The organism is Pseudomonas aeruginosa (assembly GCF_001457615.1).
Classification (GTDB): domain Bacteria; phylum Pseudomonadota; class Gammaproteobacteria; order Pseudomonadales; family Pseudomonadaceae; genus Pseudomonas; species Pseudomonas aeruginosa.
Window position 1 is genome coordinate 5955321 of sequence record NZ_LN831024.1, and the last position, 22687, is coordinate 5978007.

A 22687-nucleotide genomic window follows, 5' to 3' on the forward strand; every position below is an offset into this window, starting at 1 on the left:
GTCAACGCCCCCGTCTTAATTGTTCTGCGGCCTGCTTGGCGAAGTAGGTCAGAATGCCATCGGCGCCGGCACGTTTGAAGGCGGTAAGGGACTCGAGGATCACCGATTCGGCCAGCCAGCCGTTCTGGATGGCGCCCATGTGCATCGCATACTCGCCGCTGACCTGGTAGACAAAGGTCGGGGCGCGGAATTCATCCTTCACCCGACGCACGATGTCGAGGTAGGGCATGCCCGGCTTGACCATCACCATGTCGGCGCCTTCGGCCAGGTCGGCGGCCACTTCGTGAAGTGCCTCGTCGCTGTTCGCCGGATCCATCTGGTAGGTGGCCTTGTTGCCCTTGCCGAGGTTCGAAGCCGAGCCGACCGCATCGCGGAACGGACCGTAGTAGGCGCTGGCGTACTTGGCCGAGTAGGCCATGATCCGCACATTGGTGTGGCCGGCAGACTCCAGGGCCTCGCGGATCGCACCGATGCGACCGTCCATCATGTCCGAGGGCGCTACCACCTGGGCGCCGGCCTCGGCGTGGGACAGCGCCTGCCGTACCAGCACGTCGATGCTGACGTCGTTGAGGACGTAGCCATCGTCATCCAGGATGCCGTCCTGGCCATGGGTGGTGAACGGGTCGAGCGCCACGTCGGTGATGATGCCCAGCTCCGGAAAGCGCTCGCGCAGGGCGCGGGTGGCGCGCTGGGCGATGCCTTCCGGGTTGTATGCCTCGGCGGCGTCCAGGGACTTCTTCTCCACCGGGGTCACCGGGAACAGCGCCAGCGCCGGAATGCCCAGGGCCACCCACTCTTCCGCCTCGATCAGCAACTGGTCGATGGACAGGCGCTCGACGCCGGGCATCGACGGAATGCTTTCACGCTGGTTGACCCCATCGAGGACGAACACCGGCAGGATCAGGTCGTCGACGGTGAGGACATTCTCGCGGACCAGGCGGCGGGAGAAGTCATCGCGGCGATTGCGCCGCAGGCGGGTGTAGGGATAGGCGCGGTTGGCGGGAGTGAAGCTCACGGTTTTACTCCAGGGCCCAGATAACGGGCACAGTGTGACAGTTATAGTCCCTGATTATGACGGATTGGCAACAAGCGACGACAGTGACTCAAGGTCGCGGCATCCTGCCGCACCGCCAATCATCGCAAAAAGCCAGCGGCAAAGGCCATTCATTGCACAATCAATGACCTGAGCCGTGACGATCGCGCTTTCCCCACGCCCTCAACCGAGTTAGGCTGCGCGTTCATTTCGCTTCGCTGCCCCGATGATGCTCCAACAATTCCTGCAGGACTTCGGCTATTTCGCCCTTTTTCTCGGTACTTTCTTCGAGGGCGAAACCATTCTCGTGCTGGCCGGGTTCCTTGCCTTCCGCGGCTACATGCAGCTGGATACCGTGATTCTCACCGCCTTCCTCGGCAGCTACGCCGGTGACCAACTCTGGTACTTCCTCGGACGCCGCCACGGCCGCCGGTTGCTGGCGCGCAAGCCGCGCTGGCAGAAGCTCGGCGACAAGGCGCTGGACCATGTGCGCCGCCATCCTGACCTGTGGGTGCTGAGTTTCCGCTTCGTCTACGGCCTGCGTACGGTGATGCCGGTGGCCATCGGCCTGTCCGGCTATCCACCGGCCCGCTATCTTCTTCTCAATGGCATCGGCGCCATCGTCTGGGCCGCTGCGCTGGGCTCCGCCGCCTACTATTTCGGCAGCGTACTGGAAGGCATGCTCGGCAACATCAAGAAATACGAACTCATGGTCCTCGGCGGCCTGATCGTGCTGGGCCTGCTGCTCTGGCTATGGCGGCGTTTCAAGACACCGCGCGGCAACGGCGCGGGCGGCAACGCCGACAAATCCGAGTGAACCCGCGCCGGCGCGACTGAACAGCCGGCCCCTTCGCACACTCCAACTCCTTGTACCCTCCGCTCCGGCTGGCCGCCGGGGCCGGCGGCTCGCTATGCTTGCGCGATACCGACCCCGGCCAGGCCGTCCGGTCCGGATCCTGCGTTCCCAAGGAGTAAGCCTCATGCACAAGAAAGTTGCCGTCATCCTCTCCGGTTGTGGCGTCTACGATGGCGCGGAAATCCACGAAAGCGTGATCACCCTGCTCCGCCTCAGCCAGCGAGGCGCCGAGGCACAATGCTTCGCGCCGAACATCGCCCAGCACCATGTGGTCAACCACCTGACCGGCGAGGAAATGCCGGAAAGCCGCAATGTCCTGGTCGAGTCCGCGCGTATCGCCCGCGGCGAAGTCAAGGACCTGCGCGAAGCCCGCGCCGAGGACTACGACGCGCTGATCGTGCCCGGTGGCTTCGGCGCTGCGAAGAACCTCAGCGACTTTGCCATCAACGGCGCGCAATGCCAGGTGCAGCCGGACGTGCTGGCGCTGGCCAAGGCTTTCGCCGAAGCCGGCAAGCCAGTCGGGCTGATCTGCATCGCTCCGGCGATGGCGGCGAAGATCTACGGCGCCGGCGTCCAATGCACCATCGGCAACGACGCCGACACCGCCGACGCGCTGAAGCAGATGGGTGCCGAGCACATCGACGCGCCGGTGGACGAGATCGTCGAAGACAGCGCGCGCAAGCTGGTGACCACCCCGGCCTACATGCTCGCCCAGTCGATAGCCGAAGCCGCTTCCGGGATCAACAAGCTGGTCGACCGGGTGCTCGAACTGGTGGACCAGGACAAGGCCTGATCGGCCAAGCACGAGGGCGGTCGCGCCGCCGCCCTTTTCAAATCCGTGCCGCTACGCCAGCGTGCGTCTCGAAACCATCGAATCGAGACGCCGCGATGAGCGAAACGCCCTCCTCCGCCCTGCCTGACGACGTCCACCAACTGGTGGCGGATTTCTTCCAGCGCATCCCCTTCAACCGCATGCTCGGCATCCGCGTGGTGAGCCTCGGCCGCGAGCGGGTAGTCCTCGACCTGCCGATGAAGGACGAACTGATCGGCAACTTCGTCCAGGGCATTCTCCACGGCGGGGTGATCTCCAGCCTGCTCGACGTCACCGGCGGTGCGATGGCCCTGATCGGCGCCCTCGAACGGCATCGCGAACTGCCAGGCCACGAGCGCATGGCGCGGCTGTCGAAGCTCGGCACCATCGACTTGCGCGTCGACTACCTGCGCCCGGGACGCGGCCGGACGTTCACCGCCCATGCGGTGCCGCTTCGCTCGGGCAACAAGGTCGCAGTGGTGCGCTCGGAACTGCATAGCGACGACGGCACGCTGGTCGCCGTCGGTACCGGTACCTATCTGTGCGGCTGACTCGCGCGTAGATCGGCTTCCCGCTGCAGGCGGGTGAGCAGGCGGTCCAGGGCGTTGGCGAACGCCTGGCGGTCACGCTCACCGTAGGGCGCCTGGCCGCCGCCCATCTGCCCCTGGTCACGCAGGTCGGCCATCAGGTTGCGCATGGCCAGCTTATCGCCCATGTTCCGCGCGTCGAACTCGCGGCCGCGAGGATCGAGGGCGGCAACCTGTTTCTTGATCAGCCGATCGGCCAGCGGTACGTCGCTGCAGATCGCCAGGTCGCCCGGCTCGGCCTGCTCCACCAGGTAATCGTCAGCCGCATCCATCCCGCTTTCCACCACCACCAGACGCACGCAGGCGAACGGCGGCTTGACCTGCGGCTGGCCGGCGACCATCCAGACTTCCAGCTTGCGCTTGAGGGCGAACTTGCAGACCAGTTCCTTGGCCGCCTTGGGGCAGGCGTCGGCATCGATCCAGATACGCATGAACGGACTTCCGTAGAAATGACGACGGCCAGTATCGCACTGGCCGTCGTGGTTGCGCGAACCCGCTCAGTCGGCGGCGTTGGCCGCCGCACGCCGGCGCTCGACGATCCGGCTACGTCCGTAGAGCAGCGCGATGGCCACCATTGCCATGGCCTGGGCCGACAGCGAATAGGCGTCAGCCTTGATCCCCAGCCAGTCGAAGTCGAAGAACGGCACCGGACGGGTGCCGATCACCCCGGCTTCCTGCAAGGCGATGACGCCATGTCCGGCGAACACCACCGAGAGCGCACAGAGCAACGCCGCGTTGATGCTGAAGAACAACCCCAGCGGCAGTTTCGCCGAACCACGCAGGATCACCCAGGCCAGGCCGATCAGCAGGACCACGGCGGTCGCCGCGCCGCCGATCACGGCATTGTGCCCGGCCGGTCCGGCCTGCAACCAGAGGGTTTCGTAGAACAGGATGACCTCGAACAACTCGCGGTAGACCGAGAAGAACGCCAGCACTGCGAAGCCGAAGCGTCCGCCACCGCCCACCAGGCTGCTGCGGATGTAGTCCTGCCAGGCTGCCGCGTGGCGGCGGTCGTGCATCCAGACGCCGAGCCAGAGCACCATCACGCAGGCGAACAGAGAGGTGAAGCCCTCCATCAGCTCGCGCTGGGCACCGCCGATATCGATCACATAGGCGGCCAACGCCCAGGTGGCGAAGCCGGCGACGAAGGCCAGCCCCCAGCCGACGTGCACGCCACGCACGGCACTTTCCTGCCCGGTATTGCGCAGGAAGGCGAGGATGGCGGCAAGCACCAGGATTGCCTCTACCCCTTCGCGCAACAGGATCAACAAGGCGGAAACGAAACTGATGGAGAAACTCAGCGAGTCGCCGCCAAGCTGCTTGGCGGCCTCTGCCAGCTTGCCCTTGGCCAGCTCCAGCTGTTGCGCCACCTGGATTTCCGGGAGGCCATCGCGCAACGCCTGGCGGTAGGCCATCAGCTGCTTCTCGGTGGAGCGGCGCAAATCGGCGTCGACGTTGTCCAGCGAGCTTTCCACCAGCTCGAAGCCTTCCAGGTAGGCCGCCACCGACAGGTCGTAGGCCTGGTCGCGGTCGCCTTCGCGATAGACCGCGAAGCTCTTGTCCAGGGTGGCGGCGGTATAGTCGATCAACTGCCCAGGACCGCGCTGCTCCAGCGGCGGATGCGCACGCAGGGCGCGGAAGCTCTCCGCAGCGGCCTCGCCGTCGTACTCGGCGACTTCGGCCGGAGTCTGCGTGGCCAGGGTCGCCAGCGGGTAGGCATGGGCCTTGTCCGGCTGCGCACTGCGGGCGCTCAGGCCGGCCACATAGCTGGCCAGATCCCAGCGCTGGCGTTCGTCGAGCTGGTCGGCGAACGCCGGCATGTCGGTGCCCGCCACGCCTAGGCCGATGACGTTACGCAGGTCGTAGAGGCTCAGGTGGTCGAGGCGCTGGCGATCGGTGAGGTTCGCTGGCGGCGGTTCCAGGCCGATGCCGGCGGGGCCGTCGCCCTTGCCCGCATCGCCATGGCAGATTGCGCACTGCTGGGCATAGATCGGCGCCGCGCGGCTCGGGTCGGGGGTGATCGCGGGGGTCTGCACCACCTGGTAGATATCCGCCACCCGTGCCTCGAGGTTGCGCGCCTGGAGGGCCACGTCCCTTCCCGGCAAGCGCTGCTCGATGGCCTGGCGCAGGCTGGCGACGCCCCTCTCCAGCTCGGCGCGCTCGGGGCGCATCGGCAGGGTCAGGACCAATGCCTGCAGGTTGCCGACGAACTCCACCTGTTCCTGGTATTCGCTGGGGTCGACGATCTTGCCGTCAGCCACGGTCGGCGGATAGTCGGCCGCCAGGTAACTCAACAGATGCAAGGCTTGGGAGGGGTCGACGGCCGTGTCGGCTAGAGCTCCAAGGCTGAACGCGCAGACCAGCGGCAGCAGCCACAGCAGGATTTTCGGAGGGTGCATGGCGAAGACGAAGTGAGAATGGAAGAGATTAAATTGTCCCTTCGCCTTCCCGCCCATGCAAGAAATACTCTGTAACAATCACGCCCATCAGCGTGTCGGGCGGCTCAGAGCGGCGCTCGGCGTACCGTCGCCAGCAGCCCCGCGGCACCGACGAACAGGCTGGCGAAGGTACGGTTCACCAGCTTCTGCTGGCGCGGCGAACGCAGTACGCGTAGCACGCGCGCAGCCAGCCCGGTGTAGCCGGCCATGACGATCAGGTCGACGACGATCATGGTGCCGCCCATGATCAGGTATTGCGCCAGCAGCGGCTGGTGCGGGTCGATGAACTGCGGCAGCACCGCGAGCATGAAGATCACCGCCTTGGGATTGCTGGCGTTGACCAGGAAACCACGCAGCACCAGGGTCAACGGTCGCCCCAGAGGCCGTTCGCCATCGGTGCTCAAGGCCTGTGGCGGCGCCTGCCACTGGCGCACCGCCAGGTACACCAGGTAGGCCACGCCGAACCACTTGATCAGGCTGAAAGCCAGTGCCGAGGTCGCCAGCAACGCACCGACGCCGGCGGCGACGATGGCGATCTGCAGGGCCAGGCCGATCTGCAGGCCCAGCGCGTTCCAGTAGCCTCGCGCAAAGCCGTACTGCAACCCGCAGGACATCGAGGCGATGGCTCCGGCGCCCGGCGACAGGCTGATGGCCCAGCAGGCGAGGAAGAAGGCGAACCAGGTACTGACGAGCATTGCACACCTCGGAAAGCGAACGCGGCTGGCGGCGGGAACGAAAAAGCCAGTGTGCACCAAGGCGGAGCAGCCGCACAGGTTTTCCGACCACGCGCCTCGCCCAACCTTTGCGGGCGCAACCTGGCGGACAGAAAAAACCCGGCAGATGCCGGGCTTTCCCGAGGATACGCGCTCAGCCATGTTGGGCGGACCACCGCGATGCGGCTATTCGCCCTGGCCCCGAACGCTCTCAGTCCGGCGAACCCTTGCGCAGCTTCACCGGCTCTTCGCCGCGCTTGCGCGCCAGGGCCCCGCGCAAGCGGATGTTCAGCGCCTCCACCGCCAGGGAGAAGGCCATGGCGAAGTAGACGTAGCCTTTCGGCACGTGCACTTCGAAGGACTCGGCCACCAGCACGGTGCCGACCACGATGAGGAACGACAGGGCGAGCATCTTCAGCGAGGGGTGTTTCTCGATGAAGTCGCTGATGGTGCCTGCCGCCAGCATCATCACGCCGACCGAGATGACGATCGCCGCGACCATCACCGGCACGTTCTGCACCAGACCGACGGCGGTGATCACCGAGTCCAGGGAGAAGATGATGTCGATGATCGCGATCTGGACGATGATGCCCATGAAGCCGTGGACCTTGCCGCCGCTCTTCTGCTCTTCTTCCGCGCCTTCCAGGCTGTGGTAGATCTCCATGGTGCTCTTGAACAGCAGGAACAGGCCGCCGAAGAAGAGGATCAGGTCACGCCCGGAGATGCCCTGGCCGAACAGGTGGAACAGGTCGGTGGTCAGGCGCATGACCCAGGTGATCGAGAGCAACAGCAGGATCCGCGTGCCCATGGCCAGGGCCAGGCCGAAGAAGCGCGCCTTCGGTTGCTGGGCCGGCGGCAGGCGCCCGACCAGGATCGAGATGAAGATGATGTTGTCGATGCCGAGGACGATTTCCAGGGCGGTCAGGGTCAGGAACGCGACCCAGATTTCAGGACTGGCGAGCCATTCCATAGATGGTTATTTCCCGTTTTTTGTTGGAGTTGAAAAACCTGGCCCACGCCAGCGACGCACGGCTTTCTGGAAGAACAGGCTGTTGGGAACCTGCAGCAGTGGGCCCGGCGAGCCATCCTCGAGGGTTTCTTCCAGTGTCGTATACAAGAGATTGATGGCAACCACGCGTCCGGTGACGCCCGGTTTGTCGGCGCTATCGATCAGCTCCACGCGGTCACCGATGCGGAACGGCCCGACGGTGAAGATCAGCAACGCACAGAACAGGTTGGAGAGCACGCTCCAGATGGCGAAGAAGGCTACCGCCGCCACCGCGGCGAAACCGGTCAGCGCGGTCCACAGCACTTCGGCCGACACGCCCAGGCGCTCCAGCACCATGATCAGTGCGCTGACCATGATCAGCCAGCGCAGGCCCCCACGCAGCGGCAGGAGCAGCTCCGGCGGCACCGGATAACGCTCGCCGATACGGGTCACCGTGCGTCGGACCAGGCGCTGTAGCAGCCAGGCGACCAGCAGGATGAGCAGGATCTGCAGCGCCACCACCAGCGGCCCGCTCCAGGTCTGCGTCAACACCTGCAAGTCTTCCATCACTCACTGGCCTCTAGTTCTTTCTGCAGGGCTTCGAGGGTTTCCAGGGCCTCCAGCCAACGTTCCTCCAGCTCGCCTTCGCGAACCTTCAGGCTCGATTGTTCGGACAGCAACTCGCGCAATTCGTCCTTTCGCGATACGTCGTACAGGGCGCTGTCGCCCAGCCGCGCCTCGATAGCGGCTAGCTTTTCGTGCAGGCCGCCGAGTTCGCGCTCCAGCTTGTCGGCCTCGCGCTTGTGCGGCGCCAGCTGCTGGCGCAGCGCGGCCGCTGCCTGGCGCTGGGCGCGCTTGTCGGTGCGTTCGGTCGGCGCACCCGGCGCGGTCTCGGCCTGCGGCGCCTTGCGCGCGCGATAGTCGACCAGCCAACGGGCGTAATCGTCGAGATCGCCATCGAACGGCACCACGCGCCCATCGGCGACCAGGAGGAATTCATCGGTGGTGCTTTTGAGCAGGTGCCGGTCGTGGGAAACTACCAGGACCGCCCCGGAAAACTCCTGTAGAGCCATGGTCAAGGCCAGGCGCATTTCCAGGTCGAGGTGGTTGGTCGGCTCGTCGAGCAGCAGCAGGTTGGGCTTCTGCCAGGCGATCAGCGCCAGGGCCAGGCGCGCTTTCTCGCCACCGGAGAAGTTCAATACCGGCTCGTCCACCCGAACGCCGCGGAAGTCGAAGCCGCCGAGGAAGTCCTTGAGGGTCTGTTCGCGCTCGCCGGGGGCGATACGCTGCAGATGTAGCAACGGGCTGGCCTGTGGATCCAGCGAATCGAGCTGGTGCTGGGCGAAGTACCCGATGGCCAGGTTCTCGCCGCGCAGCAGGCGGCCGCCCAGCTCGGGCAGGTCCCCGGCCAGGGTCTTGATCAGCGTCGACTTGCCGGCGCCGTTGGGACCGAGCAGGCCGATCCGCGCACCGGGCACCAGTTGCAGCTTGACCTTCTCCAGCACCGCCTTGTCGCCATAGCCGAGACGGCCTTCGCCGAGATCCAGCAACGGCCGGGAGATCTTGTCCGACTCGCGGAAACTGAAATTGAACGGCGAATCGACATGTGCCGGCGCCAGTTCCTCTAGACGCTCCAGCGCCTTGATCCGGCTCTGCGCCTGGCGCGCCTTGGTGGCCTTGGCCTTGAAGCGGGCGATGAAGCTTTCCATGTGCGCACGCTGCGCCTGCTGTTTCTCGTAGGCCTGCTGTTGCTGAGCCAGCCGCTCGGCGCGGGTCCGCTCGAAAGCGGAATAGCCGCCGCGGTAGAGGATCAGCTTGCGGTTTTCCAGATGCACCACGTGGTCCACCACCGCATCGAGGAAGTCGCGGTCGTGGGAGATCAGCACCAGAGTGCCGGGATAACCCTTGAGCCACTCTTCCAGCCAGAGGATGGCGTCCAGGTCGAGGTGGTTGGTCGGTTCGTCGAGCAACAGCAGGTCGGACGGGCACATCAGCGCCTGCGCCAGGTTCAGGCGCATCCTCCAACCACCGGAGAAATCACCGACCCGGCGCTCCATCTGCTCGCTGCTGAAGCCGAGCCCGGCCAGCAGCTTGCGCGCCCGTGCATCGGCGGTATAACCGTCGGCGTTGTCCAGCTCGGTATGCAGGCGCGCCAGGGCAGAACCGTCGTGCGCCGCTTCGGCGACGGCCAGCGCCGCCTGGATCTCGCGCAGGCGACTGTCGCCGTCGAGCACGTAATCCACCGCCAGGCGATCCAGGGTATCGACCTCCTGGCGCATGTGCGCGATGCGCCAGTCGGCGGGCAACAGGCAGTCGCCGGCATCCTGCCCGAGCTGGCCGCGCAACAGCGCGAACAAGCTGGACTTGCCAGCGCCATTGGCCCCGATGAGACCGGCTTTCTGGCCGGCGTGCAGGGTCAGTTCAGCAGCTTCCAGGAGGCGCTGCGGCCCGCGCTGTAGCGTAAGATTGAGGAGTCGGATCATGGCGGCGGAGTTTATCAGTTTCGCCCTTGCGGAGCGTGAGGCTGTATGACTGGAAATGTCTGGAAATTCGCGGTGGACGTCTATGCCCGGCCGGGCGTGGAAACGGCTTGCCTCGAGCTTCAGGAGCAAGGTGCGGACGTCTGCCTGTTGCTGGTCGCCGCCTGGCTTGGCAGGCGCGGTGTGAGCTGCTCGAAAGAACGCGCCCAGATCCTGGAGAACGCCGCGCGTCCCTGGCGCGAAACGGTCATCGAACCCCTGCGCAGATTGCGTTGCGCCTGGCGCGAAGCGGCAACCCACGACGCCTGCCTGGCCGAACTCCGCGAGGAAATGAAGGCCCAGGAACTACGAGCGGAACGGGAACACCTGCAACGCCTGGCCGACCTGGCCACAGCCTGGCTGGAGGGCCAGGAAGCGAATCGCAGTGCGGATGCCTGGCTGCAAGCCTGCAGCCGGGACATCTGCACGGAAGCAGAGCGCCGGGCTTTGCTGGTGCTTGGCTCGGCGGCTTTGCAGACAGCGCCTTAGGAGGCGCTGGTCGGGGCGGCGCCGTTGCTGCCCGCGGCAGGCGTTGCCGAAGCAGCGCTGGAGGCGGCTGCCGGGGCGCTGGGAGTCGCCGCAGGCTTCGCAGCAGGAGCGGTGGCGGGCTTGGCTGCGACAGGTTTCGCGGCTACGGGTTTCGCCGCAGGCTTGGCCGCCGGTTTTGCCGCAGGCTTCGCAGCCGGCTTGGCTGCGGGCTTCGCGGCTGCGGTTTTCGCCGCGGGCTTGGCCGCCGGTTTCGCCACAGGCTTCGCCGCCGGCTTGGCTGCGGGCTTCGCGGCTGCGGTTTTCGCCGCCGGCTTGGCCGCCGGTTTCGCCACAGGCTTCGCCGCCGGCTTGGCTGCGGGCTTCGCGGCTGCGGTTTTCGCCGCGGGCTTGGCCGCCGGTTTCGCCACAGGCTTCGCCGCCGGCTTGGCTGCGGGCTTCGCGGCTGCGGTTTTCGCCGCGGGCTTGGCCGCCGGTTTCGCAGCAGGCTTCGCCACCGGCTTGGCTGCGGGCTTCGCGGCTGCGGTTTTCGCCGCGGGCTTGGCCGCCGGTTTCGCAGCAGGCTTCGCCGCCGGCTTGGCTGCGGGCTTCGCTGCCGCGGTTTTCGCCACAGGCTTGGCCGCCGGCTTGGCCGCAGGCTTCGCCGCTACGGTTTTCACCGCAGGCTTGGCTGCCGCCTTCGCAGCAGGTTTGGTCGCGGGTTTCGCCTTGCGGCTCTCCAGAGCCTTGCCAGCAGCTTCCTTCACCTTGCCGACACCCTGCGCCAGCTTGAGGCTTTCCTGTACGTCACGCTTGAGGCCGACGATGTAGGTACGGGTGTCCGCCTGCCGGGCCTTCAGGGTATCCAACGCCTCTTCCAGGTCGCTGATGGTCTCGCGCGCCTTGGCCTGTGCCTTGGTCTTGCCGGCCTTGGCAGCATCCTGCAGCTTGGTGCGAGCCTTGTGCAGTTTTTCCTGGGCTTTGCCACGTTGCTTTTCAAGTTTGGCCAGGAGCTTTTCCGAATCGACCAGCGCTTGTTTGCACGCACCTTCCAGGTGCTCGACAAGGCTGTGGGAAAGTTGCTGCAACAGGTGCAAGGGGGTGGTGACGGGCTTCTTGTTGGCCGACATGACGTGCCTCCAGGCGGACGTGGTTGCGCCCATACTAGACCCGCACACCCCCTCTCGCCAACGGGTTCGATGTGCTACAAGCGACGTGCGCCAGGATTGCCCGCCGATTCGTTTGGAGAAACCGCATGCCGCGCCGCCTTTTCATCGGTCTTTTTCTACTGCCGCTGCCGCTTTTCGCCGCGCCTCCCAAGGACGAACTGGCCTATGCCGTAGGCGCCCGCCTGGGCATGCGCCTACAGCAGGAAATGCCCGGCCTAGAGCTATCCGAGCTACTTCTCGGACTGCGCCAGGCCTATCGCGGCGAGGCACTTGAAATCCCCCCCGAACGCATCGAACAACTTCTGCTGCAACACGAGAACGCCACGACGGAAACACCGCGGACCACACCCGCCGAGGCCCGCTTCCTGGCCAACGAAAAAGCCCGCTTCGGCGTCCGCGAATTGACCGGCGGCGTCCTCGTCAGCGAATTACGTCGTGGCCAAGGTAACGGCATCGGCGCGGCAACCCAGGTACACGTCCGTTACCGCGGCCTGCTTGCCGACGGTCAAGTGTTCGACCAGAGCGAAAGCGCCGAGTGGTTCGCCCTGGACAGTGTGATAGAGGGATGGCGCACAGCGTTGCGAGCGATGCCTGTCGGCGCGCGCTGGCGAGTGGTGATTCCTTCGGCGCAAGCCTATGGTCACGAAGGCGCTGGCGACCTGATCCCGCCCGACGCTCCGCTGGTCTTCGAGATCGACCTGCTGGGCTTCCGCTGAAATGCAAAAACGGCGCTCTCCCGCATGGAGACGCGCCGTTTCGTAACGACTCGCCGGTGAATCAGACCGGTACTGCCGAACCCTCTGCGCCGCTCTGGCTGTGGGCGTTGTGCAGGACTTCGATGAGGCAGTCCTCCAGCTCGAAGCGTTCGTGCAACTGTTGCCGCAGGACCTTCAGCTCCGCGATGAGGCAGGCTCCTTCACGGCAATCGCCGTTGTCGCAGCGGTCGTTGAAGTTCAGCGCGGATTCGGTGATGGCTTCCAGCCGGGGGAAGATCTGCTTGGCCAGCTCCAGGCCGCGCTGATCGCCGAAGGCCTTGCCTTCCGCCGTCAGTTGCTCGTAGACCTCGAAGTGTCCGGCAGATACGTAGTCCAGCAGCAATTGGCAGAAATGCTGGAGTTCTTCGGCGTTGGGCGCCGGTGCCTGAATACCGCTCAGGGCATCGAAGGCCTGCACCAGTTGCTGGCGCTCATGCAGCCAGCGATCGATCAGTTGGTGCACGCCCCCCCACCGCTCTTGGGCATTACGGCAGCTTTCGAGCATGTTGTCCTCGCTTCCCTCTTCGGACGTCCCGGAGAATCATCGTCCGCTCCGAGACGCATTGCTGACGCACTCTCTGCGCTCTGTGGGAGAACGCCTGTGCAAGGGGCGGACTCCGGCGCTACGGAAAGCCAGATTATGCCCCCCGGATGACCCCATCAAGACGCCCGTACAGAAAAATTCATACGGATGTTTGATCGGTATCCCGCATCCGCTCTGGTTTTCGCCAAATCGATACGGCCGACGCTCGAGAGCTGACGAAAGACCACGCATCAGGCGCGTCGGAGGAACTGCACGATGGAGAAGCCGAGATAGGCAACGAACGCCAGCAGGCTCCATTCCGGAATGCTCAGGGTGAATAGCGTCCAGCTCACCTGGGCACAATCCGCGGTGCCATGCAGGACCAGGCGGATCACTTCCTGGAAGGGAAGCGCCTGCATCATGTAGTCGAGGCTGGGCAGGCAGGCCGGCAGTTGGTCCAGCGGAACGGTCTGCAACCATACCTGGCGGGCGGCCGTGGCCCCGCCGCCGAGAGCGAGCAGGAACACCAGCACGGAGTAGATACGCCGCCCACGCAGGCCGGGCCCCTGGATCGCGCCAGCAAGGCAGGTCAGGCCGATCAGGATGAAGAAGATCCGCTGCACGACGCACAGCGGGCAGGCCTCCAGGCCAACCACATGTTCCAGGTACAGCGCCCCGCCCATGATGGCGACGCAGGCCAGGAACGCGAGAAGGAAAAGCTGACGGGGGCTGGCCAGGGGCATGGCGGATCCACAGGTACACAGGGGAAAGGCCGCCTACGGTAGTGGAAAGCCTCCGGCAGTTTCAAGCCGCAAGGCAGCTCTGCGGCAAGGCATCCCGAATCATGCCGGGCACCCGCGACAAGCCGCCACAGTCCTGCCGATGGAGCCGAACGGGGAACGCCACCCGGCGTTCCCCATGCTCAAATGCCCGCCACCACCACGGGCAGCCCCGGAGTACGCCGATCGAGCAGGACCAGGCCCTCCTGGAACAACTGGTTGCTGCGCTCGACCTCGCCGAGCTGCGCCAGCAGGCGTCCCAGCTCGGCGCAGGTTTCGGCACTGCGCTGGAAGCTCAGGCTGGCCTCCAGGTATTCCCGGGCCTTGCCCCAGAGCTTGTTGATCAGGCACAGGCGCCCCAGGGTCAGCAGCAGGCCGGGATCGTTCGGGTGTTCCTTGAGCCAACCTTCCGCGGCCTGCAATTGCTTGCCCGGATCGCGCCCGCGCACCTGCCCGTAGAGTTGCACCAGGGTCGCGTCGAAGCCTTGCTTGAGCGCATGGCGGAGGACTTCTTCAGCCTCTTCCTCGGCGCCCAGGCGAAGCAGTTGGGCGGCATAGCCCGCGACGATCGCCGGGTCTGCACGCAGCGCCGAAGGCACGTTCTGCCAGCGCTGGGTCAGCGGCTGCAACGCCGTTTCGCCCTCGTTCAGTCCACGCTCGCCGGCTTCCTGCAAGGAAGCCACCCAGGCACGGCGTTCGAGGTCGCGCAGTTCGGAATCCTTCAGCACACGCTCCTTGCGCAGCTCCGGCAGCAGGACGCAAAGGGCCTGCCAGTCGTGCTGGGTGACGTACAGCTGCTGCATCAGCCGCAATACCGTGCGGTGCTGCGGCTGGAGCCCGTGCAGCTCTTCGAGGGTATTGCGTGCCTGCGGGTAGTCGCCGCGATTGATCAGCAGTTGCGCACGGGTCAGGCCGACCAGCAATTGGGCATCCGGCTCGCGCTCGCGAGCCCGGTTCAGCAGGTCGTCGGCCTCGTCGTAGCGCTCGAGTTCGTTGGCGGCCCGCGCCGCGCCGAGGTAATGCATCAGCGGCCGCTCGCCCATCTCCGCAGCCCGCCGCAAATGACGCAGCGCCTGCGGCCAGTTGCCTTCGCCGAGATCGCGCAGGCCGCTGTGCTCGGCCATCTGCACGCGACGCCGGCGGTTGTAGCGCGACCAGGGGTTGACCACCCGCCCCGAGCTGCCGAGCAGGCGCAGGACCAGGCGCACCAGCACCACCAGCAGCCAGACCACCGCCAGCAGGGCGAGGAACGACCACAGGCTGGATTCGTAACGGAAGCTCTTGTAGGCGATCAGCACATAGCCGGCCTGCTCGGAGATCGCCAGCCCAACCAGCGTGGCGACCAGCACCACCGCCAGAACCAGGAGGTAGATGCGTCTCATGGACGGCCCTCCGTGGCCGGAGCCGCCTGCGCCTCGGGCACCAGGTTGCCGGCGGCCTCGCGGCGCGACACGTAGGACTGCAAGGCGCTCAGGGCCGGTGCGAGGTCAGGGACCTGCACGGTGACCGGCTGCTTCGCCAACTCATCGATACGCAACTTCAACGCGCGGCTGTCGGCCAGCTCTACGTTGAAATAGCCGTCCAGCACGTCCTGGGCCTGCTTCAGCGCCTGCTCGTAGACTTCCTGCTTGCCATTCAGCGCCGCCCACTGGGCTTGCTCCAGGGCCAGGCCGATGGTCAGGCGCACCTGCGCCAATTGCTCGCCGGCCAGCAGCGGACGAATGTCCTGGCCGGCATTGAAGTCGATGCGGATGTAGCGCGAGATCTTCTCCCACCACAGCTCCCAGGTGCTGTTGCCGTCGCCCCAGGCGACATTGCTGGCACCGCTTTCGCCTTCCTTGAAGGTCGGCGTGAGCGGTTGCAACTGGTTGACCTGCTCGCGCAACGCCGCCAGTTGCACGAACAGCCCGGTACGGTCCGGCTCCGGCAACGCACGCAGGGCCTCGAGGCTGGCCGCCAGCTTGGCGCGGGCGGCATAGGCGCCGGGATCGTTCTGCGCGCGCAGGATGTCATCAGCGCCCTGCACCAGTTCGGTGGCGCTGCCCACGTCCTGCAAGGCGGACAGGCGCAGGCTGGCCAGGCGCAGCAGGTGTTCGGCCTCGGCCAGTCGCCATTGCTGGCGGCTCTGGCCGAGGACCTTCTTCAGTTGCTCGCTGAGATGCTGCTGGTCGCCCTGCAGCTCCACCACAAGGCGTCGCCGGGCCTCCAGTTCGTCCGCGGTAGGCAAAGCGTCCAGGCGGGCAGCCAGTTGCTGGTTACGCTGGGCCAGGGATTCGGTCTTGCCACGGGCATCTTCCAGCTGCGCCAGTTGGTCGCGCTCGGTGCCCTGCAACTGCTGGACCTGCCAGAAGCTCCAGCCACCCGCGCCGAGTCCCGCCACGCCAACCAGCAGGGCGAGCAACGCCAGGCCGGTGGCGGTACCGGAACGCCTGGATGCATCGGGTGCAACGGGAGAAGGGGTGGAAGTGGAAGTTCTTGCGTCGTCTTGGGGAGTGACTGCTTCGCTCACAGGTCCATCCTTTGGTCAAGAAAGTTCTAGGCGGCGCTCGTCAGGGCCGCCAGCAAGGCCGGCGCGCTCGCGCCCCGGCAATCAATCACCCGTTGCGCACCCAGTTCGCGCGCCATCTCGGCGACCCGCGGGCTGGGTACGAACAGCGGCAACCGGCCTATCTCGGGCCAATCGGCTGCCGCCAACTGATACAGATTTTGCAAACCCTGTCCACTGCTGACCACCAGGCCGTTCAGGCGTTCCGCCCGCACCCTTGCCAGCAGCTCTCCGGCCGGATAGTCCGGAGCCCGGCGCCGGTAGAGTGGCAGGTAGTCCACCTGCACGCCTTGGCCGCGCAGGCGCTCGGCGAGGAATTCTCGGCCACCTTCGCCGCGCATGATCAGCACTTTCGGATCGTGCACGCGCAGGGAATCCTGGAACGCCGGCAGCGCCAGCAACGCTTCGCTGTCGTCGCCCTGTTCAGGGTAGGTTACGTCGAGGCCGTAGGCCTCGAGGATCGCCGCGGTCGCCGCGCCGACGCTGCACCAGGTCTGCTGCGGCGGCTGCGGCCAGTAGCGGTCGAGCCGCTCCAGCCCCAGGCGCGCCGCCGGCTTGCTGACCACCACCACCGCGCAGTAGCGGTCCAGGTCGAGCATCAGCGTACGCTGCTCCGGGGTTTCTTCCAGCGGATCGATCGCCAACAGCGGCAGGCTGCTGCTATGGACGCCCGCCTCGCCGAGGCTGGCGGCCAGGGCCGCGCACTCCTCGTCGGGGCGCGTCAGCAGGAGCCGCCAGCCGCTCACGGATGTCCGGCCTCGCCGTAGACGGCTTCGAGAATCGCTTCGGCGCCCTGCTCCAGCAGGTCCTCGGCCACCCGCACGCCCAGCGCCTCGGCTTCCGCCAGTGGCGCCCGCCCCTCGGCGCGCAGCAACTGGGTGCCATCAGGCTGGCCGACCAGGCCGCGCAGCCACAGTTGGTCGCCCTCGCGGATGGCGTAGCAGGCGATCGGCACCTGGCAACCGCCGTTGAGCCGCTTGTTCAGCGCGCGCTCGGCAGTGACCCGCAGAGCCGTGTCGGTATGGTGCAAGGGTTCCAGCAAGGCATGCAGGTCGCTGTCGGCCGTACGGCATTCGATGCCGACGGCGCCTTGTCCGCCGGCGGGCAGGCTGTCGTCGACACTGATCGAGGAGCGGATGCGCGACTCGAAGCCGAGGCGGATCAGGCCGGCGGCGGCGAGGATGATCGCGTCGTATTCGCCGGCATCCAGCTTGGCCAGGCGGGTATTGACGTTGCCTCGCAGGAAACGGATCTGCAGGTCCGGCCGGCGCGCCAGCAGCTGCGCCTGGCGGCGCAGGCTGGAGGTGCCGACCACGCTGCCGGCTGGCAGTTGCTCGAGGCTGGCGTAGGTGTTCGAGACGAAAGCGTCACGCGGGTCTTCGCGCTCGCAGATGGTGTAGAGGCCGAGCCCCTCGGGAAAGTCCATCGGCACGTCCTTCATCGAATGCACCGCGATGTCGGCGGCGCCTTCGAGCAGGGCGGTTTCCAGTTCCTTGACGAACAGGCCCTTGCCGCCGATCTTCGCCAGCGGTGCGTCGAGCAGCTTGTCGCCGCGACTGGTCATCGGCAGCAGGGTGACGGTCAGGCCAGGATGAGCCTGCTCCAGGCGCGCCTTGACGTATTCGGCCTGCCACAAGGCGAGGGCGCTCTGGCGAGTGGCGATGCGGATTTCGCGGGACGACATGGGATATTCCGTGCACAGGGATGCGCCCATGATAACAGTTCGAACCCGAGTGCGCGGACGCTGGGCCCGATAGCCGCACCCGGGTCGCTGGCGAACCGCCGACCGCCGTCAGAGCTGATGCATCAGACGCCTGACCCCGGCCACGTGCCGCCGGCTGACGGTCAGTGCATCGCCGTCGAGGCCTTTCAGGTAGAGCTGGAAATGCCCCAGCGGCGTACGCTGCAGGCGTTCGATCCGTTCGCGGGCGACCAGCGCGTTGCGGTGGATGCGCACGAAGCGCTCGCCGAACTCGTCTTCCAGCGCCTTCAACGGCTCGTCCAGCAGCACCTCGCCCTGCGCATGGCGCAAGGTCACGTACTTGTGGTCGGCAATGAAGAAGATCACCTCTTCCAGCGGGATCAGCTCGATCCCCTTGCGGGTCCGTGCACTGATGTGGCTGCGCGGACCGCTGCCGCCGGAGGCCGGGGCTTGGTCAGCGCGGCCAGTTGCACGCGGTTCGGTCGCGAGGCTTTCTTCAACGCCTCGGCCAGGTCTTCGCTGCGCACCGGCTTGACCAGGTAGCCCACGGCGCTGACCTGGAAGGCTTCCAGGGCGAATTCGTCATGGGCCGTGCAGAAGATCACAGCCGGCGGCGCTTCCCGCTCGCAGAGTCTGGCCGCGACCTGGAGGCCGTCCAGACCGGGCATGCGGATATCCAGCAGGACGATATCGGGCTTGAGGCTGTCGATCAGCGTCAGCGCTTCTTCGCCATTGCTGGCCGAGGGCTCGAGGACGCGATAGCCGTCCAGTTGCCCTACCAATCGGGCCAGGCGCTCTCGCGCCAGAGGTTCGTCATCGACAATCAGGACATTCATAAGCTCAGGCTTCCTGCATGAGTCGCGCACATGGATAGCGTAGACAGGTGTAGTGCCGTCCGTCACGGCGCTCGACGCTGAGACTCGCTTTAGGCCCGAAAAGTGCCCCAAGTCGTGCATCGATATTGTGTAACGCCTGTCGCGTGCCTTTCGACGGGGGCGACTCGAGCGCCTCGTCGTAGGGGTTGCTCACACATAGCTGGAACACTCCTTCACGATAAACCGCCTCGACCTGCACCAGGCCACCTTCGACCCGCGGCTGGATGCCATAGATAAGCGCATTTTCCAGCAGCGGCTGCAAGGTCAGTTGGGGGATCGGCAGGTTGGCCGGCACCCCGTGCACCTGCCAGTCCAGTTGCAGGCGATCGCCAAGACGATACTGCTCAATGGAAAGATAGCGCCTTGCCAGCGCCAGTTCCTCCTCCCAGGAAACTAAAGTGCCGGGCTTCGCCAGGCTGGCCCGGAACAGGTCGGACAGGTCCAGCACCGCATGCTCGGCCTTCAGCGGGTCCAGCTCGATCAGGCTGGCGATGCTGTTCAGGCTGTTGAACAGGAAGTGCGGGCGAATCCGCGCCTGCAGCGATTCCAGGCGCGCCTGCAACTCGGCCTGCTGCTGCCGGCGCCACTGGCTCTGCAGGTAAAAGTAGCGCAGCACCAGGGCGGACATGATCAGCGCGATCAGCGCGTGCCGCAGATACAGATTGACCTCGCCGGCACGCGTCAGTTCTCCGCCCAGCTGATAGTGCTCGGCGACCGCCGTGCAGCCCAGGGTGAGGGCCACCACCAACAGGCAGCAGGCACTCCCCGCCAGCGCCACCGGCAGGCGTGCGAGCAATGGCCGCAGGCGGCAGAACAGCGCCGCCGAGAGCAGTACGATCCACTGCACGAACAGCGACGCCAGGGCCAGGCGCACCCAGTTGAAGCTCGGCGTCATCGGCTCCGCCAGCACCAGCACGAGCACCAGCAGCTCCGCCAGCAGCACCAGGGTGAACAGGGCTTCGGCTTCGCAGAGCTCGGGAATGAAGAAGTCGTCTTGGACGGCCGGCCGGGTCGAGCGGCCGGGCTTGAATCGGATAGGCATCGACAGAGTTTCCGCAAGGCCCGTGGCGCCCGCAAGACAGCCGCGGGCGTATGGGCGAAATAAAGCACCGAAATGCCATCTGCCGCAAAAAACCGCGAAACAGCGCTCGTTCCGGCTTCGTCGACGAGCCGCCGGTTTTTCCTCCCGGCCTGCTATCATCGTCGCACTTTGCCCGTCACGCAGGCCGCGCGGCCTGTCCGTTTCTTGTTGCAGCGAGAGATACCATGAGCGTAGAGAAGACCAACCAGTCCTGGGGCGGCCGCTTCAGCGAGCCCGTCGACGCCTTCGTCGCCCGTTTCACCGCCTCCGTCGACTTCGACAAGCGTCTCTACCGCCACGACATCATGGGTTCCATCGCCCACGCCACGATGCTGGCCAAGGTCGGCGTGCTGAGCGACGCCGAGCGCGATGCGATCGTCGACGGCCTGCAACAGATCCAGGCGGAAATCGAAGCCGGCAGCTTCGACTGGCGCGTCGACCTGGAAGACGTGCACATGAACATCGAGGCGCGCCTGACCGACCGCATCGGCGTCACCGGCAAGAAGCTCCACACCGGCCGCTCGCGCAACGACCAGGTGGCCACCGACATCCGCCTCTGGCTACGCGACGAGATCGACACCATCCTCGCCGAGATCACCCGCCTGCAGGAGGGCCTGCTGGGCCTGGCCGAAGCGGAAGCCGACACCATCATGCCCGGTTTCACCCACCTGCAGACCGCCCAGCCGGTGACCTTCGGCCACCACCTGCTGGCCTGGTTCGAGATGCTCGGCCGAGACTACGAGCGCCTGGTCGACTGCCGCAAGCGGGTCAACCGCATGCCGCTCGGCTCGGCGGCCCTGGCCGGCACCACCTACCCGATCCAGCGCGAGATCACCTGCCAGTTGCTGGGCTTCGACGCGGTTGGCGGCAACTCCCTGGACGGCGTCTCCGACCGCGACTTCGCCATCGAATTCTGCGCCGCCGCCAGCCTGGCGATGATGCACCTGTCGCGCTTCTCGGAAGAGCTGGTGCTGTGGACCAGCGCGCAGTTCCAGTTCATCGACCTGCCCGACCGCTTCTGCACCGGCTCCTCGATCATGCCGCAGAAGAAGAACCCCGACGTGCCGGAGCTGGTACGCGGCAAGTCCGGCCGGGTGTTCGGCGCCCTCACCGGCTTGCTGACCCTGATGAAGGGCCAGCCGCTGGCCTACAACAAGGACAACCAGGAAGACAAGGAACCGCTGTTCGACGCCGCCGACACCCTGCGCGATAGCCTGCGCGCCTTCGCCGACATGGTCCCGGCGATCCGGCCCCGGCGCGAGATCATGCGCGAGGCGGCACGCCGCGGTTTCTCCACCGCCACCGACCTGGCGGACTACCTGGTGCGCAAGGGCCTGCCGTTCCGCGACTGCCACGAGATCGTCGGCCACGCAGTGAAGTACGGCGTAGACAGCGGCAAGGACCTCGCCGAGATGAGCCTCGACGAACTGCGCCGCTTCAGCGAGCAGATCGACGCCGACGTCTTCGACGTGCTGACCCTGGAAGGCTCGGTCAACGCCCGCGACCATATCGGCGGCACCGCGCCGAACCAGGTCCGTGCCGCCGTCGCCCGCGGCAGAAAACTGCTGGCACAGCGCTGAAGTCGCGCCCAGTGCCCGGCAGATCTTCCTGTCCTACCCGAGACTTGATCACACGGCGGGACAGGAACGCCCTTGTAGATCGACAGCCACTCTAGTGAAAGTCCTTCTTCGCTAACCGGTCGCAATGGCGGAATAACTCAGCATCAGTGCTCATCATTGAAATCATCGGCCCTGGGCGTGGCAAAAATGCCCTTGGCTTCCTGGCGCCGGTAATAGGCTTCGATGCTTAGCCCGGGATCGATGCGCGCCCTGACGATGCAGGGCTGCTGTTGCCAGGGATACTCATGCAGGCGTCGGTCCAGCTCCTTGCGCTCCTTGGCTGGCCAGCCCTGGTAGGTGCGCTGGCGCCAGTAATGGGGATCGCGTCCGGTATGCCGATCATGCTCGGCGGTGACCGGATCCAAGGGGCGGCTCGGCTCCAGGACCGGCAGGTCGGGCAACGGCTGGGTCACGTCCATGTAGCGTTGCAGGCAGTCCCAGAAGGCCAGGGCATTGACCTTGTCGAGACCGAGGGAGTGGACGCGGGTGGCCAGACAGACCTTGTTGTCGGTATAGCGGTGATGCAACCAGAGCGCATAGTCGTGGCTGCCGTAGCCACTGGGCAGCAATTGCAGCACCGGATCGAACTCGTCGAAGGGAGCGACGAACAGGCGGCGGAAGCGACGCTTGAAGCGGAGCATGCCGTCCAGGCGATTGAATTCACTGCCATCTTGCTTGAAGACTTTGCTGTAGAGCCAAAGGATGGCGCTGAAGCCGACTGCACCCATAAAATAAGTAGCTACGCCTATCCAAATTGCTATTTGCAAACCATTGGTTCCAAATATTGTTCCATACTGGTACAAAGCCAATGGGATTGAAAATAAAAAACCCGACATCTGAATAACGTGAAGATATTTTTTATTCGAAAGAAAGGCCACCATGGATATTACTGAAACAGCCACCACAAAGAATGAGCAAACCAAGGTGTAGAGTTGCTGTATGTCCCTCCTCCACTCTCCGGTGGCTTCTCCCATTATGCCAATTCCCAAAGCAATCCATACAAAAAAATAGCACAGCATCCTAAGCGTGAATATTATATAAGGAATTCTGCTAGAGTTCTGGAACTGCCAACGCATAGAGTTGCAATATGCCTCAGCACCTCCAACCTCTGACTTATCCTCAGCCCCGATCGAAAGCTGCCCTACAATCTCCATTTCCGGATCTAGATTGGCATAGTTCCCAAAGGCAAGATGGGTGTCAAAAATACCATTACGGTTAGACTCCTCCTT

General features: G+C 65.4%; 22 protein-coding genes and 1 pseudogene. 6 read left to right on the top strand and 17 right to left on the bottom strand.

From position 1 onward, the window contains the following. Window position 1: 1 nt before the first annotated feature. Window positions 2-1015, bottom strand: a complete 1014-nt coding sequence (gene hemB, locus AT700_RS27300) for a porphobilinogen synthase (protein ID WP_003096352.1) — start codon at window positions 1013-1015, stop codon at window positions 2-4. A gap of 244 nt (window positions 1016-1259) precedes the next feature. Between hemB and AT700_RS27305 the strand changes: the two genes are divergently transcribed. The 3 genes from AT700_RS27305 to AT700_RS27315 all read left to right on the top strand — a co-directional run bounded on the left by AT700_RS27305 (window position 1260) and on the right by AT700_RS27315 (window position 3251). After that, on the top strand, window positions 1260-1850 hold the full coding sequence (locus tag AT700_RS27305; RefSeq protein ID WP_003096354.1) for a DedA family protein: 591 nt from the start codon (window positions 1260-1262) through the stop codon (window positions 1848-1850). A 163-nt stretch (window positions 1851-2013) separates the two neighbouring features. After that, window positions 2014-2682: an isoprenoid biosynthesis glyoxalase ElbB gene (elbB, locus tag AT700_RS27310; RefSeq protein ID WP_003099212.1), complete on the top strand. Its 669-nt coding sequence runs from the start codon at window positions 2014-2016 to the stop codon at window positions 2680-2682. A 95-nt stretch (window positions 2683-2777) separates the two neighbouring features. After that, entirely contained in the window at window positions 2778-3251 is a 474-nt protein-coding gene (locus AT700_RS27315) for a thioesterase family protein (protein ID WP_003118044.1), read from the top strand. Here the strand turns inward: AT700_RS27315 and AT700_RS27320 are convergent. The 6 genes from AT700_RS27320 to AT700_RS27345 form a co-directional block, all read right to left on the bottom strand. Further along, entirely contained in the window at window positions 3236-3718 is a 483-nt protein-coding gene (locus tag AT700_RS27320; protein WP_003099218.1) for a YaiI/YqxD family protein, read from the bottom strand. The two genes, AT700_RS27315 and AT700_RS27320, sit on opposite strands and share 16 nt — an antisense overlap. Before the next feature lie 66 nt (window positions 3719-3784). Next, window positions 3785-5686, bottom strand: coding sequence for a cytochrome c/FTR1 family iron permease (locus AT700_RS27325; RefSeq protein WP_031628632.1), 1902 nt, complete (start codon window positions 5684-5686; stop codon window positions 3785-3787). A gap of 104 nt (window positions 5687-5790) precedes the next feature. Beyond that, on the bottom strand, window positions 5791-6420 hold the full coding sequence (locus tag AT700_RS27330; RefSeq protein ID WP_003096365.1) for a LysE family transporter: 630 nt from the start codon (window positions 6418-6420) through the stop codon (window positions 5791-5793). Between the two features lie 229 nt (window positions 6421-6649). Further along, a complete protein-coding gene (locus tag AT700_RS27335; RefSeq protein WP_003099222.1) occupies window positions 6650-7408 on the bottom strand; it encodes a TerC family protein in 759 nt (252 codons plus the stop codon). 6 nt (window positions 7409-7414) lie between these two features. After that, window positions 7415-7993: a mechanosensitive ion channel family protein gene (locus AT700_RS27340; protein ID WP_003111256.1), complete on the bottom strand. Its 579-nt coding sequence runs from the start codon at window positions 7991-7993 to the stop codon at window positions 7415-7417. Beyond that, window positions 7993-9909 (bottom strand): ATP-binding cassette domain-containing protein, encoded by a 1917-nt coding sequence (locus tag AT700_RS27345; protein WP_012614672.1) that lies wholly within the window; start codon window positions 9907-9909, stop codon window positions 7993-7995. Before AT700_RS27345 ends, AT700_RS27340 begins: the two co-directional genes overlap by 1 nt. Window positions 9910-9981: 72 nt before the next feature. Here AT700_RS27345 and AT700_RS27350 point away from each other — a divergent pair, with 72 nt between their 5' ends. Then, window positions 9982-10434, top strand: coding sequence for a TIGR02444 family protein (locus AT700_RS27350; RefSeq protein ID WP_231798998.1), 453 nt, complete (start codon window positions 9982-9984; stop codon window positions 10432-10434). Here the strand turns inward: AT700_RS27350 and AT700_RS27355 are convergent. After that, window positions 10431-11540: an AlgP family protein gene (locus AT700_RS27355; RefSeq protein WP_048521737.1), complete on the bottom strand. Its 1110-nt coding sequence runs from the start codon at window positions 11538-11540 to the stop codon at window positions 10431-10433. The genes AT700_RS27350 and AT700_RS27355 overlap by 4 nt on opposite strands. A gap of 125 nt (window positions 11541-11665) precedes the next feature. Between AT700_RS27355 and AT700_RS27360 the strand changes: the two genes are divergently transcribed. Then, complete coding sequence (locus tag AT700_RS27360; RefSeq protein WP_003099229.1) at window positions 11666-12295, top strand: FKBP-type peptidyl-prolyl cis-trans isomerase; 630 nt, start codon at window positions 11666-11668, stop codon at window positions 12293-12295. A gap of 61 nt (window positions 12296-12356) precedes the next feature. Here the strand turns inward: AT700_RS27360 and rsd are convergent, their stop codons facing one another. From rsd to algZ, 8 genes and pseudogenes are all read right to left on the bottom strand, one after another. After that, complete coding sequence (gene rsd / locus AT700_RS27365) at window positions 12357-12839, bottom strand: sigma D regulator (RefSeq protein ID WP_003120370.1); 483 nt, start codon at window positions 12837-12839, stop codon at window positions 12357-12359. A 269-nt stretch (window positions 12840-13108) separates the two neighbouring features. Beyond that, window positions 13109-13600 carry a disulfide bond formation protein B gene (locus tag AT700_RS27370; RefSeq protein ID WP_003099230.1) on the bottom strand — a complete coding sequence of 164 codons (492 nt, stop codon included), beginning with the start codon at window positions 13598-13600 and terminating at the stop codon, window positions 13109-13111. A gap of 179 nt (window positions 13601-13779) precedes the next feature. Continuing rightward, a complete protein-coding gene (locus AT700_RS27375) occupies window positions 13780-15018 on the bottom strand; it encodes a heme biosynthesis protein HemY (protein WP_003096390.1) in 1239 nt (412 codons plus the stop codon). Further along, the gene (locus AT700_RS27380; protein WP_003123705.1) at window positions 15015-16145 is read right to left on the bottom strand and encodes a uroporphyrinogen-III C-methyltransferase; all 1131 of its coding nucleotides are present in this window, start codon (window positions 16143-16145) and stop codon (window positions 15015-15017) included. Before AT700_RS27380 ends, AT700_RS27375 begins: the two co-directional genes overlap by 4 nt. Window positions 16146-16171: 26 nt before the next feature. Beyond that, window positions 16172-16927 (bottom strand): uroporphyrinogen-III synthase, encoded by a 756-nt coding sequence (locus AT700_RS27385; RefSeq protein WP_003114032.1) that lies wholly within the window; start codon window positions 16925-16927, stop codon window positions 16172-16174. Next, window positions 16924-17865 (bottom strand): hydroxymethylbilane synthase, encoded by a 942-nt coding sequence (gene hemC / locus AT700_RS27390; protein WP_003114031.1) that lies wholly within the window; start codon window positions 17863-17865, stop codon window positions 16924-16926. Before hemC ends, AT700_RS27385 begins: the two co-directional genes overlap by 4 nt. Before the next feature lie 108 nt (window positions 17866-17973). Beyond that, window positions 17974-18719: pseudogene (algR, locus tag AT700_RS27395) on the bottom strand (alginate biosynthesis regulator AlgR). A 4-nt stretch (window positions 18720-18723) separates the two neighbouring features. Next, a complete protein-coding gene (gene algZ / locus AT700_RS27400) occupies window positions 18724-19800 on the bottom strand; it encodes an alginate biosynthesis two-component system sensor histidine kinase AlgZ (RefSeq protein WP_003096404.1) in 1077 nt (358 codons plus the stop codon). Window positions 19801-20024: 224 nt separating this feature from the next. Here algZ and argH point away from each other — a divergent pair, with 224 nt between their 5' ends. After that, the gene (gene argH / locus AT700_RS27405; RefSeq protein WP_003114030.1) at window positions 20025-21419 is read left to right on the top strand and encodes an argininosuccinate lyase; all 1395 of its coding nucleotides are present in this window, start codon (window positions 20025-20027) and stop codon (window positions 21417-21419) included. A gap of 143 nt (window positions 21420-21562) precedes the next feature. Here the strand turns inward: argH and AT700_RS30350 are convergent, their stop codons facing one another. After that, window positions 21563-22186, bottom strand: a complete 624-nt coding sequence (locus AT700_RS30350) for a hypothetical protein (RefSeq protein ID WP_003099240.1) — start codon at window positions 22184-22186, stop codon at window positions 21563-21565. Between the last annotated feature and the right edge of the window lie 501 nt (window positions 22187-22687).

Bases quoted from the DNA above. Each gene is read 5' to 3' on its own strand.
- AT700_RS27305 (WP_003096354.1), top strand. From the start codon at position 1,260: ATGATGCTCCAACAATTCCTGCAGGACTTCGGCTATTTCGCCCTTTTT.
- elbB (WP_003099212.1), top strand. From the start codon at position 2,014: ATGCACAAGAAAGTTGCCGTCATCCTCTCCGGTTGTGGCGTCTACGAT.
- AT700_RS27315 (WP_003118044.1), top strand. From the start codon at position 2,778: ATGAGCGAAACGCCCTCCTCCGCCCTGCCTGACGACGTCCACCAACTG.
- AT700_RS27320 (WP_003099218.1), bottom strand. From the start codon at position 3,718: ATGCGTATCTGGATCGATGCCGACGCCTGCCCCAAGGCGGCCAAGGAA.
- AT700_RS27325 (WP_031628632.1), bottom strand. From the start codon at position 5,686: ATGCACCCTCCGAAAATCCTGCTGTGGCTGCTGCCGCTGGTCTGCGCG.
- AT700_RS27330 (WP_003096365.1), bottom strand. From the start codon at position 6,420: ATGCTCGTCAGTACCTGGTTCGCCTTCTTCCTCGCCTGCTGGGCCATC.
- AT700_RS27335 (WP_003099222.1), bottom strand. From the start codon at position 7,408: ATGGAATGGCTCGCCAGTCCTGAAATCTGGGTCGCGTTCCTGACCCTG.
- AT700_RS27340 (WP_003111256.1), bottom strand. From the start codon at position 7,993: ATGGAAGACTTGCAGGTGTTGACGCAGACCTGGAGCGGGCCGCTGGTG.
- AT700_RS27345 (WP_012614672.1), bottom strand. From the start codon at position 9,909: ATGATCCGACTCCTCAATCTTACGCTACAGCGCGGGCCGCAGCGCCTC.
- AT700_RS27355 (WP_048521737.1), bottom strand. From the start codon at position 11,540: ATGTCGGCCAACAAGAAGCCCGTCACCACCCCCTTGCACCTGTTGCAG.
- AT700_RS27360 (WP_003099229.1), top strand. From the start codon at position 11,666: ATGCCGCGCCGCCTTTTCATCGGTCTTTTTCTACTGCCGCTGCCGCTT.
- rsd (WP_003120370.1), bottom strand. From the start codon at position 12,839: ATGCTCGAAAGCTGCCGTAATGCCCAAGAGCGGTGGGGGGGCGTGCAC.
- AT700_RS27370 (WP_003099230.1), bottom strand. From the start codon at position 13,600: ATGCCCCTGGCCAGCCCCCGTCAGCTTTTCCTTCTCGCGTTCCTGGCC.
- AT700_RS27375 (WP_003096390.1), bottom strand. From the start codon at position 15,018: ATGAGACGCATCTACCTCCTGGTTCTGGCGGTGGTGCTGGTCGCCACG.
- hemC (WP_003114031.1), bottom strand. From the start codon at position 17,865: ATGTCGTCCCGCGAAATCCGCATCGCCACTCGCCAGAGCGCCCTCGCC.
- algZ (WP_003096404.1), bottom strand. From the start codon at position 19,800: ATGCCTATCCGATTCAAGCCCGGCCGCTCGACCCGGCCGGCCGTCCAA.
- argH (WP_003114030.1), top strand. From the start codon at position 20,025: ATGAGCGTAGAGAAGACCAACCAGTCCTGGGGCGGCCGCTTCAGCGAG.
- AT700_RS30350 (WP_003099240.1), bottom strand. From the start codon at position 22,186: ATGGGTGCAGTCGGCTTCAGCGCCATCCTTTGGCTCTACAGCAAAGTC.